The sequence below is a fragment of the Allobosea sp. GW823-FHT02B03 genome, from assembly GCF_058797755.1.
The window spans coordinates 143,422-157,538 of record NZ_JBXAJY010000002.1; the positions used below are offsets into that span (position 1 = coordinate 143,422).

Annotated in this window: 13 protein-coding genes; 5 read left to right on the forward strand and 8 right to left on the reverse strand. The window is 66.1% G+C overall.

Features of this window, described 5'->3' with window-relative positions:
* Positions 1-108 precede the first annotated feature (108 nt).
* The 6 genes from AC1REK_RS05500 to AC1REK_RS05525 form a co-directional block, all read right to left on the reverse strand.
* The gene (locus AC1REK_RS05500; protein ID WP_316017056.1) at positions 109-1,224 is read right to left on the reverse strand and encodes a branched-chain amino acid ABC transporter substrate-binding protein; all 1,116 of its coding nucleotides are present in this window, start codon (positions 1,222-1,224) and stop codon (positions 109-111) included.
* A gap of 151 nt (positions 1,225-1,375) precedes the next feature.
* Positions 1,376-1,729, reverse strand: coding sequence for a DUF6867 family protein (locus AC1REK_RS05505; protein ID WP_492270500.1), 354 nt, complete (start codon positions 1,727-1,729; stop codon positions 1,376-1,378).
* Positions 1,730-1,772: 43 nt separating this feature from the next.
* Positions 1,773-2,504 carry an ABC transporter ATP-binding protein gene (locus AC1REK_RS05510; protein WP_492270395.1) on the reverse strand — a complete coding sequence of 244 codons (732 nt, stop codon included), beginning with the start codon at positions 2,502-2,504 and terminating at the stop codon, positions 1,773-1,775.
* A complete protein-coding gene (locus AC1REK_RS05515; RefSeq protein ID WP_327522926.1) occupies positions 2,501-3,400 on the reverse strand; it encodes an ABC transporter ATP-binding protein in 900 nt (299 codons plus the stop codon). Before AC1REK_RS05515 ends, AC1REK_RS05510 begins: the two co-directional genes overlap by 4 nt.
* Positions 3,400-4,782, reverse strand: a complete 1,383-nt coding sequence (livM, locus tag AC1REK_RS05520; RefSeq protein ID WP_316017058.1) for a high-affinity branched-chain amino acid ABC transporter permease LivM — start codon at positions 4,780-4,782, stop codon at positions 3,400-3,402. The genes AC1REK_RS05515 and livM overlap by 1 nt, the downstream gene beginning before the upstream one ends.
* Before the next feature lie 4 nt (positions 4,783-4,786).
* Positions 4,787-5,704: a branched-chain amino acid ABC transporter permease gene (locus AC1REK_RS05525; protein WP_316017059.1), complete on the reverse strand. Its 918-nt coding sequence runs from the start codon at positions 5,702-5,704 to the stop codon at positions 4,787-4,789.
* Positions 5,705-6,088: 384 nt separating this feature from the next.
* Here AC1REK_RS05525 and AC1REK_RS05530 point away from each other — a divergent pair, with 384 nt between their 5' ends.
* Both AC1REK_RS05530 and AC1REK_RS05535 read left to right on the forward strand, forming a co-directional pair.
* Entirely contained in the window at positions 6,089-7,228 is a 1,140-nt protein-coding gene (locus AC1REK_RS05530; protein WP_492270394.1) for a dipeptidase, read from the forward strand.
* A 133-nt stretch (positions 7,229-7,361) separates the two neighbouring features.
* Positions 7,362-8,165 carry an RNA methyltransferase gene (locus tag AC1REK_RS05535; RefSeq protein WP_492270393.1) on the forward strand — a complete coding sequence of 268 codons (804 nt, stop codon included), beginning with the start codon at positions 7,362-7,364 and terminating at the stop codon, positions 8,163-8,165.
* 119 nt (positions 8,166-8,284) lie between these two features.
* Here the strand turns inward: AC1REK_RS05535 and AC1REK_RS05540 are convergent, their stop codons facing one another.
* The gene (locus AC1REK_RS05540) at positions 8,285-8,761 is read right to left on the reverse strand and encodes a cupin domain-containing protein (protein WP_492270392.1); all 477 of its coding nucleotides are present in this window, start codon (positions 8,759-8,761) and stop codon (positions 8,285-8,287) included.
* Between the two features lie 90 nt (positions 8,762-8,851).
* Here AC1REK_RS05540 and AC1REK_RS05545 point away from each other — a divergent pair, with 90 nt between their 5' ends.
* Positions 8,852-9,286, forward strand: coding sequence for a MarR family winged helix-turn-helix transcriptional regulator (locus tag AC1REK_RS05545; protein ID WP_492270391.1), 435 nt, complete (start codon positions 8,852-8,854; stop codon positions 9,284-9,286).
* 172 nt (positions 9,287-9,458) lie between these two features.
* Positions 9,459-10,022 (forward strand): NADPH-dependent FMN reductase, encoded by a 564-nt coding sequence (locus tag AC1REK_RS05550; RefSeq protein WP_327522932.1) that lies wholly within the window; start codon positions 9,459-9,461, stop codon positions 10,020-10,022.
* A 70-nt stretch (positions 10,023-10,092) separates the two neighbouring features.
* Here the strand turns inward: AC1REK_RS05550 and AC1REK_RS05555 are convergent, their stop codons facing one another.
* Complete coding sequence (locus tag AC1REK_RS05555) at positions 10,093-12,393, reverse strand: TonB-dependent hemoglobin/transferrin/lactoferrin family receptor (protein ID WP_492270390.1); 2,301 nt, start codon at positions 12,391-12,393, stop codon at positions 10,093-10,095.
* A 350-nt stretch (positions 12,394-12,743) separates the two neighbouring features.
* Between AC1REK_RS05555 and AC1REK_RS05560 the strand changes: the two genes are divergently transcribed.
* Complete coding sequence (locus AC1REK_RS05560) at positions 12,744-14,057, forward strand: flavin monoamine oxidase family protein (RefSeq protein ID WP_492270389.1); 1,314 nt, start codon at positions 12,744-12,746, stop codon at positions 14,055-14,057.
* Positions 14,058-14,117: the final 60 nt, after the last annotated feature.

Genomic DNA, 14,117 nt, shown 5'->3' on the forward strand with positions numbered 1-14,117 from the left:
CGGAGCTGACGATACGGAGATGCGACCGATACCCGGCAAAGAAAAGCCCGCCCCGGATCGCTCCGGAGCGGGCTCGTCTTCACGCCGTGAGGCGATCAGCCGTCGAGATCAGTTCTCGACATAGGTGATCTTGCCGTCGGCGCCCTTCTTCCAGGTGTAGATCGTGTAGTCCGGGCGGGTGATGTCGCCCTTCTTGTCGAAGCCGAGCTTGCCGATCACCGTGTCGACCGGCGCGCCACCCTGCAGGGCCGCGGCGATCTTCTTGGGATCGGTCGAGTTCGCGCGCTTGGCACCTTCGGCCATGATCTGCACGGCGGCGTAGCTGTACAGGGTGTAGGCTTCCGGCTTGAACTTGCGGGCCTCGAACTTCTTGAGGACGGCAGCCGCCTCCGGACGCTTCTGCGGGTCCGGCGGGAAGGTCATCAGCGTGCCCTCGACACCGGGGCCGCCGATCGTGGCGAACTCGTCGGTGGTGATGCCGTCGCCCGAGATCAGCACGGTCTTCAGGCCCTGGTCGCGCATCTGGCGGACGATCAGGCCGCCTTCGGTGTGCAGGCCGCCCCAGTAGAGATAGTCCGCACCGACCGACTTCAGCTTCGAGATCAGCGCCGAGAAGTCCTTCTCGCCGGCGTTGACGCCTTCATAGAGCACGTCCTTGACGCCGGCCTTGGTCAGGCCCTTGCGGGTCTCGTCGGCGAGGCCCTGGCCATAGGTGGTCTTGTCGTGGACGATCGCGATCTTCTTGTCCTTCAGCGTCTTGGCGATGTACTCGGCCGCGACGCCGCCCTGCTGGTCGTCACGACCGCAGGTCCGGAAGACGTTCCAGAGGCCGCGCTCGGTGATCTTCGGGTTGGTCGCCGAAGGGCTGATCATCAGGATGCCGTTCTCGGCATAGACCTCGGACGCCGGCATGGTGACGCCGGAGTTGAAGTGGCCGAGCACCCATTTCACGCCGTCGCCGACGAACTTGTTGGCGACCGAGACGCCCTGTTTCGGATCGGAAACGTCGTCGCCGAGCGAGATCGTGATCTTCTGGCCGAGCACGCCGCCGGCCGCGTTGATGTCCTCCACCGCCTGCTCGGCGCCGTTCTTCAGCTGCGCCCCGAAGGCCGCGTTCGGGCCGGTCAGCGGGCCGCCGACGCCGAGCTTGATCTGCGCATTCGCAACGCCGGAAAAGGCGAGGACCGCGCCAAGGGCGATTCCGCCCAAGAGCAGTTTCTTCATGTCTCGTGACTCCCCTGTCTTTCTATTGAACGGGTCGGCCAGGGGCCGGCCCGTCTCGGCGCGTGGTGCCACCGTGAAGCGCAGTCTTGCGCTTTTTCAGGATGCTGTCACGCGGCAAGGACGTGAACTTTCGTGGTGGTTTTTGCCCCTTTCAGGCGCTTTCCCGGGCCTTCCAGGTGAAGGGGCCGGTGCGCTCGTAGAGCCAGCGATACTGCGTCGTCATCTGCCGCGTGCGGTTGTAGCGCCAGCCCGCGAGGCCGAATGCGAACAGCACCAGCGTATCGACCAGATAGTAGTGGACCGTCAGCAAGGTCGCCTCGAACAGGGCGAAATGGATGAAGCGGATCACCAGGCCGAGAACCAGCGTGTAGAGCACCAGTTGCAGGAACGGCCGCCAGGTGATCGCCACCGCCCGCCCCGTCATCCAAGCGGCCCAGCCCCCCATCACTACCGTGACGAGGAGGAACAGCCAGATCGTCGGCTCTTCGTAGAGGATGCCCTGCATCATCGCACTCCGTTCCAGACTGCGCCGCTCCAAACCGGCGCCTTCAATGCCGCCCGCCTTCGAGATAGGCCGCGCGCACCTGCGGATTGGCCAGAAGCTCCTTGCCGGAACCGCTCATGGTGATGACGCCGTTGACCATGACATAGCCGCGATGGGCGAGCTTCAGCGCATGGAAGGCGTTCTGCTCGACCAGGAAGACGGTGAGCCCCTGGCTGCGGTTGAGCTCGGCGATCGCCTCGAAGATCTGCTTGACGATCAGCGGCGCGAGGCCGAGCGAGGGCTCGTCGAGCAGCAGCAGCTTCGGCCGCGCCATCAGCGCGCGCGCGATCGCCACCATCTGCTGCTCGCCGCCCGAAAGCGTGCCGCCGCGCTGCTGCAGGCGCTCCTTCACCCGCGGGAAGAGCGTGCACATCTTCTCGAGGTCTTCGTCGAAATGCTGGAGCCCCGCGACGGAGGCGCCCATCTGCAGATTCTCCAGCACGGTCATGCGCGGGAAGATCCGTCGCCCTTCCGGCGACTGGGCGATGCCGAGGCGGGCGATCTCGTGGCTCGGCATCCTGGTGATGTCGCGCCCGTCATAGGTCACGGTGCCCTCTCGGGCCTGCGGATTGCCAAAGATCGTCATCATCAGCGTCGACTTGCCGGCGCCGTTGGCGCCGATCATCGTGACGATCTCGCCCTGGTTGACGTCGATGTCGACGCCCTTCAGCGCGATGATCTTGCCGTAGAAGGTCTTGACGCCGCGAACGCGCAGCAACGGCTGTGCCTCGCTCATAGGCCGACCTCCGCTTCCACGGCCGCGACCTCTTCGTCGTCGACCCCGAGATAGGCGGCGATGACCTTCGGGTCCGCCTGGATTTCCTGCGGCGTGCCGTCGGCGATCTTGGTGCCGTAGTCGAGCACCACGACATGGTCCGAGATTTCCATCACCACCGACATGTCGTGTTCGATCAGGAGCAGCGCCGTGCCGAGATCGCCGCGGATCGACAGCAGGAGGTTGTTGAGTTCGAGGCTTTCCCGCGGGTTGAGGCCGGCGGCGGGCTCGTCGAGGCAGAGCAGCACCGGGTCGGTGCACATGGCGCGGGCGATCTCGAGCCGGCGCTGGTCGCCATAGGGCAGATCGCCGGCGGGATCGTCGGCGCGGTGGATCAGGTTGATCTTCTCGAGCCAGAACTTGGCCTTCTCGACCGCCTGCTTCTCGCGCGCCTTGTAGCCGCCGATGCCGAGCACCCCGAGGAAGGTGAAGCCCGAGGCGATCATCAGCGGGTTGTGCTGCGCGACCAGAAGGTTCTCCAGCACCGTCATGCCGCTGAACAGGCGGATGTTCTGGAAGGTGCGGGCGATCTTCGCTTCCCAGGCGATGCGGAAATCCGGCATCCGCTCGAGCAGGTGGACGGAGGCCCGGTTGATCGAGGAGACGCCGCGCTGGGTCGTGTCGGCGATCAGCTGGTCGGTGTCGGGCAGCGGATGGATCAGCGCCATCCGCCCCTCGGTCGGCTTGTAGAAGCCGGTGATGCAGTTGAACACCGTGGTCTTGCCGGCCCCGTTGGGGCCGATCAGCGCGGTGATCTCGCCGGTGCGCGCCTCGAAGGAGAGGTCGTTGACGGCGGTCAGGCCGCCGAAGCGCATCGTCAGGTGCTCGACCTTGAGCAGGGTGATCGCCTCGCTCATCAGCCGTGCCCTTCCTGGACCATATCGGCCGAGATCGCCTTCTTCTCCTTGAGGAAGGCCGTCGGTTCGCGCGTCGAGATCAGCCCGCGCGGCTTCCAGATCATGATCACCACCATGGCGAGACCGAAGATCAGCATGCGGTATTTGGTCGGGTCGAAATCATTGCCGAAGATCTGCTTCAGGAAGTCGAGCTCGCGCAGAAGCTCGGTGCCGCCGATCATCGCGGTCGCCGCAATGGCGCAGCCCCAGAGCGAGCCCATGCCGCCGAGCACGACGATGGCGAGGATGATCGCCGATTCCATGAACACGAAGGATTCGGGGCTGATGAAGCCCTGCCGCGCCGCGAAGAAGGAGCCGGCGAAGCCGCCGAACATCGCGCCGAGCGAGAACGCCGTCAGCTTGGTGTTGGTGGTGTTGATGCCGAGCGAGCGGCAGGCGATCTCGTCCTCGCGCAGCGCCTCCCAGGCCCGCCCGACCGGCAGGCGCCGGAGCCTCAGGCTGACGAAGGCGGTAAGCAGTGCCAGACAGAGGATGACGTAATAGAGGAAGATCGTCCGGTAGAGCGGCGTGAATTCCAGCCCGAATACCGCGGCAAAGCCGTTATCGGCAGCGGTGAACGGGATGCCGAAGAAGGTCGGCCGTGGAATGCCGGAGATGCCGGCATAGCCGTTCGAGAAATCCGTCCAGTTGACCAGGACGAGGCGGATGATCTCGCCGAAGGCGAGCGTCACGATGGCGAGGTAGTCGCCGCGCAGCCGCAGGACGGGGAAGCCGAGCAGCATCCCCCAGAAGGCGGCGAGGATCCCCGAGAGCGGCAGCAGGATCCAGAAGGACAGGCCGAAATTCTTGGCCAGCAGCGCGTAGGAATAAGCACCGACCGCGTAGAAGGCGACATAGCCGAGATCGAGCAGGCCGGCGAGGCCGACGACGATGTTCAGCCCCCAGCCGAGCATCACGTAGATCAGGATCTGGACGCCGAAATTGTCGATCCATTTCAGCGCCCCGCCCCAGCCGGCGAGCGTGATCGCGATGATCGGGAAGACCAGCAGGAAGCCGAGACCGAACAGCGAGAAGAGCCCGGAATGACGCTGGAAGAAGCCGATCGTGCCATGCGGCAGGAGGCGGACCGCCGGCTTGTTCGGATCGCGCGTCTGCTGGCGCAGCGCCATCAGGAAGCGCCCGACGAAGACGATCGCGACGGCCCAGGCGACCGTGTCCCAGCGCGGATCGAGGACGAGCTGGTTCTCGATGTTCTGGCGGGTGCCCCAGGAGATGATCGGGATGCAGAGGCCCAGCGTGATCAAGCCGGCGAAGGCTGCCTCCTTCAGGGCCGCCATCATGTCGGCCTGGCGCTTGGCCGGCGTCGTTGCGTCCATGGCCATGGCGTCAGACCTTCTCGACTTCGGGCCGGCCGAGGATGCCGGAAGGCATGAACACCAGGACGACCGCCAGGATGCAGAAGGCCGCGACGTCCTTGTAGTCGATGGTGAAATAGGCCGACCACATCACTTCGATCAGGCCGATCAACAGCCCGCCGAGCACCGCCCCGGGCAGCGAGCCGATGCCGCCGAGCACCGCCGCGGTGAAGGCCTTCACGCCCGGCACGAAGCCGTCATGGAAGGAGACCACGCCGTAGAGCACGAGGTACATCACGCCGGCGACGGCGGCGAGCGCGGCGCCCATCACGAAGGTGATCGAGATCGTGCGGTCGACGTCGATGCCGAGCAAGGACGCCATCTTGCGGTCCTGCTCGCAGGCCCGCTGGGCCCGGCCGAGCGAGGTCTTCTGCACGATGAACCAGAAGGCGGCGAGCAGCACGATCGTCGAGACGATGATGATGATCTGCTTGTAGGAGATCGAGACCGGATAGGTCGCGCTGTCGATCAGCAGGATCGACTTGTTCAGCATCGGCGGCGTCGGCTTGTTGCGCGGACCCTGCACGACCTGAACGAAGTTCATCAGGAAGATCGACATGCCGATCGCCGAGATCAGCGGCGCGAGGCGGAAGGAGCCGCGCAGAGGCCGGTAGGCCACCCGCTCGATCGTCCAGTTCCACAGCGAGGTGAAGAACATCGCGAGGATCAGCACGAAGAACAGCGACAGGATGATCAGGCCGGCCCCGAGCCAGGCCGAGATCAGCATGAAGAAAATCAGCGCGATGAAGGCCGAGAGCATGAAGACGTCGCCATGGGCGAAGTTCACCATGCCGATGATGCCGAAGACCATCGTGTAGCCGATGGCGATGAGGCCGTAGATCGACCCCAGGGTCAGCCCATTGATGAGCTGCTGGACGAAGACTTCCATTGACGACGCCTGTCCCCTCGAATCAGCCCGTTCTTAGGAGTCGACATGACGTCGACGCATGCGGGATACGATCACGACGCAGAGCTACCAACCGTCTGCGCTGCCGACAATCCACCCGGGCCACATTTCTGTCAAAAGCAATCTGCGCCCCTTTGCATATGCAATTACCGGACGAATTTGCGGCCCCTCCAGCCTCTCTCGCAAGATAATTGCGCGCCGTGAGAGGCAAAATACGACCATGGTTGGGGCATACGAAACGCAGGGAAACGCATAGCGCGCGAAAAGCCCCCGAAATCGATGGCTGCCAGAAGGTTTTCGCACTCGCGCCCCAGGTCCGCTCCTGCCACCATCGGCCATCGCGATTCCTGCCTTCGAAGGTAAGCCATGGCCCTCGCCTCGCCCCCCATCGCCGACGCCGCGCAGGCGCAGGCGCTCACGCTCCTGGAGCATGTGGCTCTGATCGACGGGCATAACGACATGCCCTACGTCCTGCGGCTTGACGCCGCGGCCAAGGGCGACGTCGCCGCCTACGATCTCGGGCGGGTCCATGCCGAAACCGATACCGACATTCCCCGGATGCGCGCCGGCCGACTCGCCGGCCAGTTCTTCGCGGCCTATGTCCCGCCGAACCAGAAGAACCCGGCCGGCTTCGCCCTGGCGCAGATCGCGCTGATGCGCGAGGTCACCGCCCGCCATGCCGACGTCTTCCGTCCGGGCCTCGCAGCCGACGACGTCGCCGCCGCGAAGGCCGAGGGCAAGATCGCCCTGTTCATGACGATCGAGAACGGCTCGGCCGTCGACGGCGAGCTCGACGCGCTCGACGCCTATTACGGGCTCGGCGTGCGCCTGATGACGCTCTGCCACAACGGCACCCATGACTGGTGCGATTCGGCGACCGACGCGCCGCGCCACAACGGGCTTTCGGCCTTCGGCAAGGCGGTGATCGGCCGGATGAACCGGCTCGGCATGGTCGTCGACCTCGCCCATGTCGCGCCGAAGGCGATGCATGACGTGCTCGACGTCACCAGCGCGCCGGTGGTCTGGTCGCACTCCAACGCCTTCTCGCTCTGCGACCACCCGCGCAACGTGCCCGACGACGTGCTCGACCGCGTCGCCGGCAATGGCGGCGTCGTCATGGCGACCTTCGTGCCGGACTTCATCAGCCAGGCCTCGCGCGACTGGCACCGGCCGGCCAAGGACCAGTACGGCAAGACGCCGGACGGGCTCGACTACAAGGCGGCCGAGGCCGAGATCGTCAGGAAGTCCGGTCCGCGGCCCAAGGCGACGCTCGCCGAGTATTGCGACCATCTCGACTATCTCGCGCAGCGCATCGGCCATGACCATGTCGGCATCGGCTCGGACTTCTTCGGCGGCGCCGTGCCCGAAGGGCTCGAGGATGTCTCGACCTTCCCGAACGTGATCGCCGAACTGCTGCGCCGCGGCTGGTCGGAAGCGAACCTTGCCAAGCTTGCCTCCGGCAACATGCTTCGGGTGATGCGGGCGGTGGAGCAGGCCGCCGGCTGAGTCGCCCGACACCGGCGGGCGCGCAGAAAACAGGGGAAACGCCGGTATTTTCCGGCGCCCCGATGCCCCCTGACCGGTTGACGGCGCGCGGGCGGCAGGCGCAAAGCTGCGCCCGCTTCAGGAAACTCCGCGCATGACCGGCTCCGGTACCGACCGCACCCGCCCTCCCGTCACGGGGCAGGCTCCCATCGTCATCCTGGTCGAGCCGCAGCTCGCCGAGAATATCGGCATGTGCGCCCGCGCCATGGCGAATTTCGGCCTCTCGGAGATGCGCCTCGTCGCGCCGCGCGACGGCTGGCCGACCGGCGGCGGGCTCAAGAAGGGCGCGACCTCGGCCGCCTCGGGCGCGACCCATATCCTCGACAATGCCAGGCTCTATCCGGACACCGCCTCGGCCATCGCCGATCTCAACCATGTGCTGGCGACGACTGCGCGCGAGCGCGGCCAGATGAAGCGGGTCTACACCCCGGCCGAGGCGATGCCCGGCCTTGGCGAGCGGATCGGCGGCGGCGAGCGCGTCGGCATCCTGTTCGGGCGCGAGCGCATCGGCCTGACCAATGAGGAGATCAGCTTCGCCGACGCGATCCTGACCTTCCCGGTCAACCCGGCCTTCGCCTCGCTCAACCTTGCCCAGGCGGTGCTGCTCTGCGGCTATGAGTGGCTCAAGACATCAGGCGGCGAGCCGGTCTTCCGCGAGAACAACCCCTCCCCGCCGGCGACGCGCGCGACCGTGCTCTCGATGTTCGACTATGTCGAAGCCGAGCTTGAGCAATGCGGCTTCTTCCCGCCCGGCAAGAAGGCGATCATGAGCGCCAATCTGCGCGACATCCTGCACCGTCTGGCAATGACCGAGCAGGAGGCCCGCACGCTGCGCGGCGTCTTCAAGTCTCTTACCGAGGGCCCGCGCCGCCGGCGGCCGGAAGAGCCGGCGGCGTAAAGGCCCCGGGCAATGGCGGCTCGCCCGGACAAGGCATAAGGCTGCGGCTTGCCATTGCCATGGAGGCCCAGCCGGGCACTGGAGACCTGAAGCCGAGCCCTTCTCGCCAGTGCGGCAGACTATGTCGGAGGTACTGCCGGCGTCAGACCATGGCGGCGCATGATCTCCGCCAGCCTGGCTCGGTCCGGTGGGCCACCGGCCGCGGCGTCGACCACCCCGAAAACTTCGCGGAAATACGCAGGGCCTATGGCAGCCGGCGTGATGACGCAGAGCATTTTCGCGTCCTCGCCACCATTGTTGTCGAAGCGATGAACAGCGCCTCGCGGAATGCACAGCGCCTGCCCCGGCCCGACATCGATCTGCTTTCCGTCGACGGTCCAGGTCAACACCCCGTCGATGCCGTAGATGGTCTCCTCATAATGGTCGTGGCTGTGCGCCGGCGCTGGCAGTCGCTGCGCAGCCGGGACCATGAGCTCGAAGGCCGCGATGCTGCCTTTCGAGTCGTCCCCGGTTAGCAGGAAGCGAACCGTGAGCCCCTTGGTGGCGATGATTTCGTCGGAAGGATTGACGCGAGTGTCGATGGCACGCTGTGGCATTGTGCAAGCTCCATCCGTAAACTAGATTTACCCTTTGATTGGTAAACTTCATTTACTGAAAGTCAACATCCTGTCGCCGAAGGCCTGCCGATGAAGACCGAGGACATGTTGATCGGCGCCCTGCTGCGCGTTCCGGCCCAGGCGATCCAGCGCCGGCTGATCAAGGAACTCAATGCCAGCGGCTTTGATGAACTGCGACTTCCGCATATGGCAGTGCTGCAGTTTCCCGGCCCCGACGGAGTTCGCCCAGGCACGCTCGCCGAGCGCGCAGGCATGAGCAAGCAGGCGATGAACCAGTTGCTCCGGAGCCTTGAGGCCTTCGGCTACATCGCCCGGTCCGATATGCCGGGCGAGAGCGGTGCTCGCGTGATCCGCTTGACCGAACGCGGACACGCCGCGTTCTCGAAAATGATCGAAGTCCTACGCGACATCGAGCGCGAATGGAGCGCCGAGCTCGGTCCCGATCGTTTCGGACAGCTCAAGACCCTCCTGCTTCACGTCTGGGACAGCTCGCTGGCCCGCTAGCCGCCGCATTTCGGGAGGCTGGCCGCCGGGCTTGCGCGATCCAAGAAAGCGCAATCAAAATCGCTTCCCGGTGCGCGCCCGCAAGGTTCCTGCCGCCGGCGGCCAGCCACCGTCCGCTGCGACAGGTTGCCGGCTCCGCCCTCTCGCGCAAGCCGTTGCCCAGGAGAAATGCATGACGCTTCAGCTTCACACCATCATCGCCAGCACCCGCCCCGGCCGCGTCGGCCCGGCGGTCGCGAACTGGTTTCACGGGGTCGCGCAGGCCGATCCCGGCTTCGACGCCCATCTCGTCGACCTCGCCGACTTCGCGCTGCCGGTCTATGACGAGCCGAAGCATCCGCGCATGCGCGATTACGTCCACGAGCACACCAGACGCTGGAGCGCCAGCGTCGAAGCGGCGGATGCCTATGTCTTCGTCACGCCGGAATACAATTTCGGGCCGACGCCTGCGCTCTTGAACGCGCTGAACTACGTCTACACCGAATGGACCTACAAGCCCTGCGCCTTCGTCAGCTATGGCGGCGTCTCGGGCGGGCTGCGCGCCGTGCAACTGACCAAGCAGACCGTCACCGCGCTGAAGATGATGCCGATCGTCGAGGCCGTCACGATCCCGATGGTCGGCCAGTCGATCAAGGACGGGGTCTTCGCCGCCAACGACCTGCATCGCCAGAGCGCCGCCGCCCTGCTCGGCGAGCTCGCGAAATGGGCCGGAGCGCTGAAGCCGCTGCGCGGCTAGGACACGTCCGCAAACGCAAAGGGGCCGGCGTCCAGGACGCCGGCCCCTTCTGTTCAAGGAGCGCCTTCGCTCAGAACTGGTACTTCAGCGTCGCCTTCACGGTGCGGCCCGGCTCGGCGTAGTAGTCGCGCGCCTGCACCAGCGCACCCGTCGGGATCGAAACCGCGTCGAAATACCGGCGGTCGAAGATGTTGTAGACACCGACCTGCAGCTCGATGTCGTAGAGCGTGGTCGGGCGCCACCAGGCGCTGGCGTTGAACACCGCATAGCCCGGGGCCTTGAAGCCGGCATTGGCGCCGCGCTCGACGTCGTCGCGCGGGCCGGCGAGCTTGGTCGAGACCTCGGCACCCCAGACGTCGGTGCCGTAGGCGACGGCGACGATGCCCTGCACCGGCGGGGTCGAATTCAGGAAGGTGTCCGCGTCCTTGTTGACCCCGCGGATATAGGAGAACGAGCCGCGCACCAGCCAGTTCGGCGCGAAGGCGTACTGCCCGTTCGCCTCGAAGCCCTGGATCTCGGCACGGGCGATGTTCCGGTAGGAGGTGACGCCGAACGGATAGAGCGCGCTGGCACCGGCCGGAACGGTCTGCACGACGTCGATGAAGTTGCGATAGTTGGTGTGGAAATAGGTCAGCGAGCCACCGAAGGCCTTGTCGCCGAACTTGAGGCCGACATCGATGCCGTTGCTGGTCTCGGGCCGCAGATCCGGGTTGCCGGTCCGCAGATAGGTTCCGACCGCACCGAAGCGGGCATAGAGCTCGCCGACGGTCGGGGCGCGGAAGCCCTTCGACCACTGCGCGAAGACGGTCACGTCCTTGAACCAGGGCGTATTCTTCAGGATGTCGTACTCGACCCGAACCCGGGGCGACCAGGCGGAATCGGTCGAGTCGTTCGGCAGTGTCGTCGGCCGCGAACCGCCGCTGAAGTACGAGGCGGTGTACTGCGGCTTCTCCTCATACCAGTCGAAGCGCACGCCCGGCGTCACCCGCAGGCGGTTGTCGAGCATGCCGATCTCGTCATGCAGGTAGAAGCCGGCCATGCGCCCGTCGACCTTGGGCGTGTCGGCCTGGTTGCTGTGCAGGTTTCCGCAGGCGGCGTAGAGCCCGGTATAGGGCAGCCGGCAACTGTCCAGACCCTTCGAGTACTGGTCCATGGTCGTCATGCGCAGCTCGGTTCCGAGCGTGACCCCATGGGTCAGCGCGCCGGTCTGGAAGCGCTTTATGACGTAGCCGTTGAAGCCGAACGCCTCCTCGTCGATCTCGTTGTCGCGGGCGAAGGGACCGACGACGCTGGTGTAGCGATAGGTCCGCGTCAGGCCGTTGCGCGTCGTGTTCTGCCAGTAGAGATTCGCCGAGGCCTCGTCGAAGAAGCCGCCGGGCTGCTTGTAGTCATAGGTCAGCGAGACGCGCTTGCGCTCGACGTCGTCGCCCGTCGTGTTGTTCCAGGGGCGGATGTTGCCGGTCAGCGAAACGCCGGTGCCGGTCAGCTGGTTGACCCGGTCCTCGCGGCGGAAGTACTCGCCCGTGATGCCGAAGCGGTGCACGTCGTCGACATAGTGGTGGATCTTGCCGAGGAAGCCGACCTGCGTGAAATCGGTCGGATTCGGCGCGGTCCGCGTCACGCCGATCGTCTTGATGTCACCGTTGTTGTTGGTCTCGTGGCCGTCGCGGAAGCTGCCCTGCAACAGGACATAGGTGTTCTGGTAGCGGCCGGCGACCGCGCTGCTGCCGAACCAGGCCCGGTCCGTGCTGTCATAGCCGGTCTTGGCGAGGACGCCGAAATTCTGGCCAGGCTTGATCAGGTCCTTCGGATCGAGCGTGCGCACCGCGAGCGCGCCGCCCAGCACGCCGCCACCGAGCGTCGCGCCGCCGCTATTGCCGCGCAGCAGGTCGAGCGTCGAAAGCGCCTCGAAGTCGAAGGCCGTGGTCGTGCCCTGACTCAGGCGATTGTCGGTCACGAAGGTCTGGCGGATGCCGTCCACCGTCGTCAGCACGCGCGCGCCGTCGAGGCCGCGAATGTTCACGCTGCCATTGGCCCGGTTGAAGCTGATGCCGGCTTCGACCCGGTTCGACAGATCGGTGATGCTCTGGATCTGCTGCCGGTCGAGCTCGGCGCGGGTGGTCGTGGTCGTCGTCGGCCCCTGGAGCAGCGGCGCGGCGACCGCGGCGTCGCCCTGCACGACGATCGCATCGAGCGTCACCGGCTGATCGCCGCTCGTGGTTTGCGCCGACCGCTGTTGCGCAACGGCCGGAGCCGCCATCGCCAGCATCAAAGTCCCAAGCGCAACGCCATATCGCAGCCTGCCGGAATAATCGCCCATCGCCCTGATCCCGTACTTGCCGGCAAGCTTCACAACGAAGTCATTCGGCATTTTGTAATCGTTTTAAACTAAGGACATCGCCTTAATTTCGGCATCAGCGATTATTAAAATGATATTTGACTGTCAAACGATTCCCAATACTGAAACGACTTAGATATTTACTCTAATTCTAATCTAGCCAATCTGCTTCATGCGCCCGCACGCTGCGGCCACGTGCCCAGGCGCTCGCGGGGCGCCTGGGTCCCTCACCAAAGCTCCCGGCCTTCCGAGGCCCGATTGACCAGCCTCTCCTGCCTCCCCATCTCGTGATCGCCTCGCCGCGCCGCGCGCCGGTTTATGGCTTTGTGGTGGGAAAGCCGGCTGGCATGATGCGGTGCGAGATGCGGAGGGACGCTCAGGCCATGATCGACCGCCGGAAATTGCTGATGGGTTCGGCGGCCCTGGCCGCGGCTTCAGCGAGTTCCGGCCGGGCGCAGGCCAGCGACCACGACGTCGTGGTGATCGGCGCCGGCGCTGCCGGCATCGCCGCTGCGCGGCAGTTGCAGGCGGCGGGCCGCGCGGTGATCGTGCTTGAGGGGCGGGACCGCCTCGGCGGGCGCACCTTCACCGATTCCTCGCTCGGGCCGTCCTACGATGCCGGCGCAATGTTCATCCATTGGGCCGAACGCAACCCCTGGACCACCATCGCCCAGGAACTCGGCATTCCCACGCCGAACGAAAGCTGGGGCGGCGGCTTCCAGCTCTTCCAGAACGGCCAGCCGATGTCGCAAGGCGACCGCCAGCGCCGGCGCGGCGCCTTCGGCCAGATCGACCGGCGGCTCGAAACCGCCGACCTCAAGGCCCGCGACATGTCGATCGCCGAGCTGCTCGGCGATCTCGGGCCCGACCTTGCTCCGATCGCCTCCTCCGGCCTGCTGCTCTCGATCGGCGAGGAGGCGGCCCGGATCTCGGCGCGCGACTATCAGCGGCTCTGGGCCGGCGAGGACTATGTCGTGCCCAGCGGCTACGGCAATCTGGTCGCGCGCTACGGCGCCGGGCTCGACATCCGGCTGAACCAGACGGTCACCGCGATCCGCTGGGACGGCCCCGGCATCGCGATCACCACGGCGTCCGGCACGCTCAACGCCCGCGCCTGCATCGTCACCGTGCCGGTCGGCGTGCTCAAGGCCGGCGCGATCCGCTTCACCCCGGCGCTGCCGGCCCGCACGCAGGGCGCGCTCGCCGGCATCGGCATGGGCGCGCTGACCAAGATCGCGCTCAAGGTCGAAGGCAACCGCTTCGGCATCGCGCCCGGCACCAGCTATTTCGAGGCCGGCGCCAATGGCCGGCTGATGAATTTCGACCTCTTCCCCGGCGATCAGGACCTCGTCGTCGGCTTCTGCGGCGGCGACTATGCCCGCGAGCTTTCGCAATCCGGCCCCGAGGCGGCCCGCGCCCATATCGTCGACCTGCTCGTGAGCATGATCGGCCCCGAGTTCCGCAAGGCCGCCGGCCCGGTCTCCTTCCCGGCCTGGTGGACCGACCCGTTCGCGCGCGGCTCCTATTCGGTCTGCCTACCCGGCCATGCCGGCGCCCGCGACGTGCTGGCCGAGCCGATCGGCGGACGCCTCTGGCTCGCCGGCGAAGCGACCGCGGGAGGCGGCGCGATGACCGCCGGCGGCGCGACCCTGGCCGGCCGCATGGCGGCGGCGGCCGTCGCGCGCCTCAAGGCCTGAGCGCGGCCGGCGGCAGCTTGAGCATCTTCAAGCGAAGTGGGTACCGGTTCGCGTCAAGAA

Excerpts from the sequence above, each read along its gene's own strand:
- AC1REK_RS05535 (WP_492270393.1), top strand. The coding sequence starts at position 7,362 with ATGACCGGCTCCGGTACCGACCGCACCCGCCCTCCCGTCACGGGGCAG.
- AC1REK_RS05550 (WP_327522932.1), top strand. The coding sequence starts at position 9,459 with ATGACGCTTCAGCTTCACACCATCATCGCCAGCACCCGCCCCGGCCGC.
- AC1REK_RS05510 (WP_492270395.1), bottom strand. The coding sequence starts at position 2,504 with ATGAGCGAGGCACAGCCGTTGCTGCGCGTTCGCGGCGTCAAGACCTTC.
- AC1REK_RS05525 (WP_316017059.1), bottom strand. The coding sequence starts at position 5,704 with ATGGAAGTCTTCGTCCAGCAGCTCATCAATGGGCTGACCCTGGGGTCG.
- AC1REK_RS05515 (WP_327522926.1), bottom strand. The coding sequence starts at position 3,400 with ATGAGCGAGGCGATCACCCTGCTCAAGGTCGAGCACCTGACGATGCGC.
- AC1REK_RS05500 (WP_316017056.1), bottom strand. The coding sequence starts at position 1,224 with ATGAAGAAACTGCTCTTGGGCGGAATCGCCCTTGGCGCGGTCCTCGCC.
- AC1REK_RS05505 (WP_492270500.1), bottom strand. The coding sequence starts at position 1,729 with ATGCAGGGCATCCTCTACGAAGAGCCGACGATCTGGCTGTTCCTCCTC.
- AC1REK_RS05545 (WP_492270391.1), top strand. The coding sequence starts at position 8,852 with ATGAAGACCGAGGACATGTTGATCGGCGCCCTGCTGCGCGTTCCGGCC.
- AC1REK_RS05555 (WP_492270390.1), bottom strand. The coding sequence starts at position 12,393 with ATGCCGAATGACTTCGTTGTGAAGCTTGCCGGCAAGTACGGGATCAGG.
- AC1REK_RS05530 (WP_492270394.1), top strand. The coding sequence starts at position 6,089 with ATGGCCCTCGCCTCGCCCCCCATCGCCGACGCCGCGCAGGCGCAGGCG.
- AC1REK_RS05560 (WP_492270389.1), top strand. The coding sequence starts at position 12,744 with ATGATCGACCGCCGGAAATTGCTGATGGGTTCGGCGGCCCTGGCCGCG.
- livM (WP_316017058.1), bottom strand. The coding sequence starts at position 4,782 with ATGGCCATGGACGCAACGACGCCGGCCAAGCGCCAGGCCGACATGATG.
- AC1REK_RS05540 (WP_492270392.1), bottom strand. The coding sequence starts at position 8,761 with ATGCCACAGCGTGCCATCGACACTCGCGTCAATCCTTCCGACGAAATC.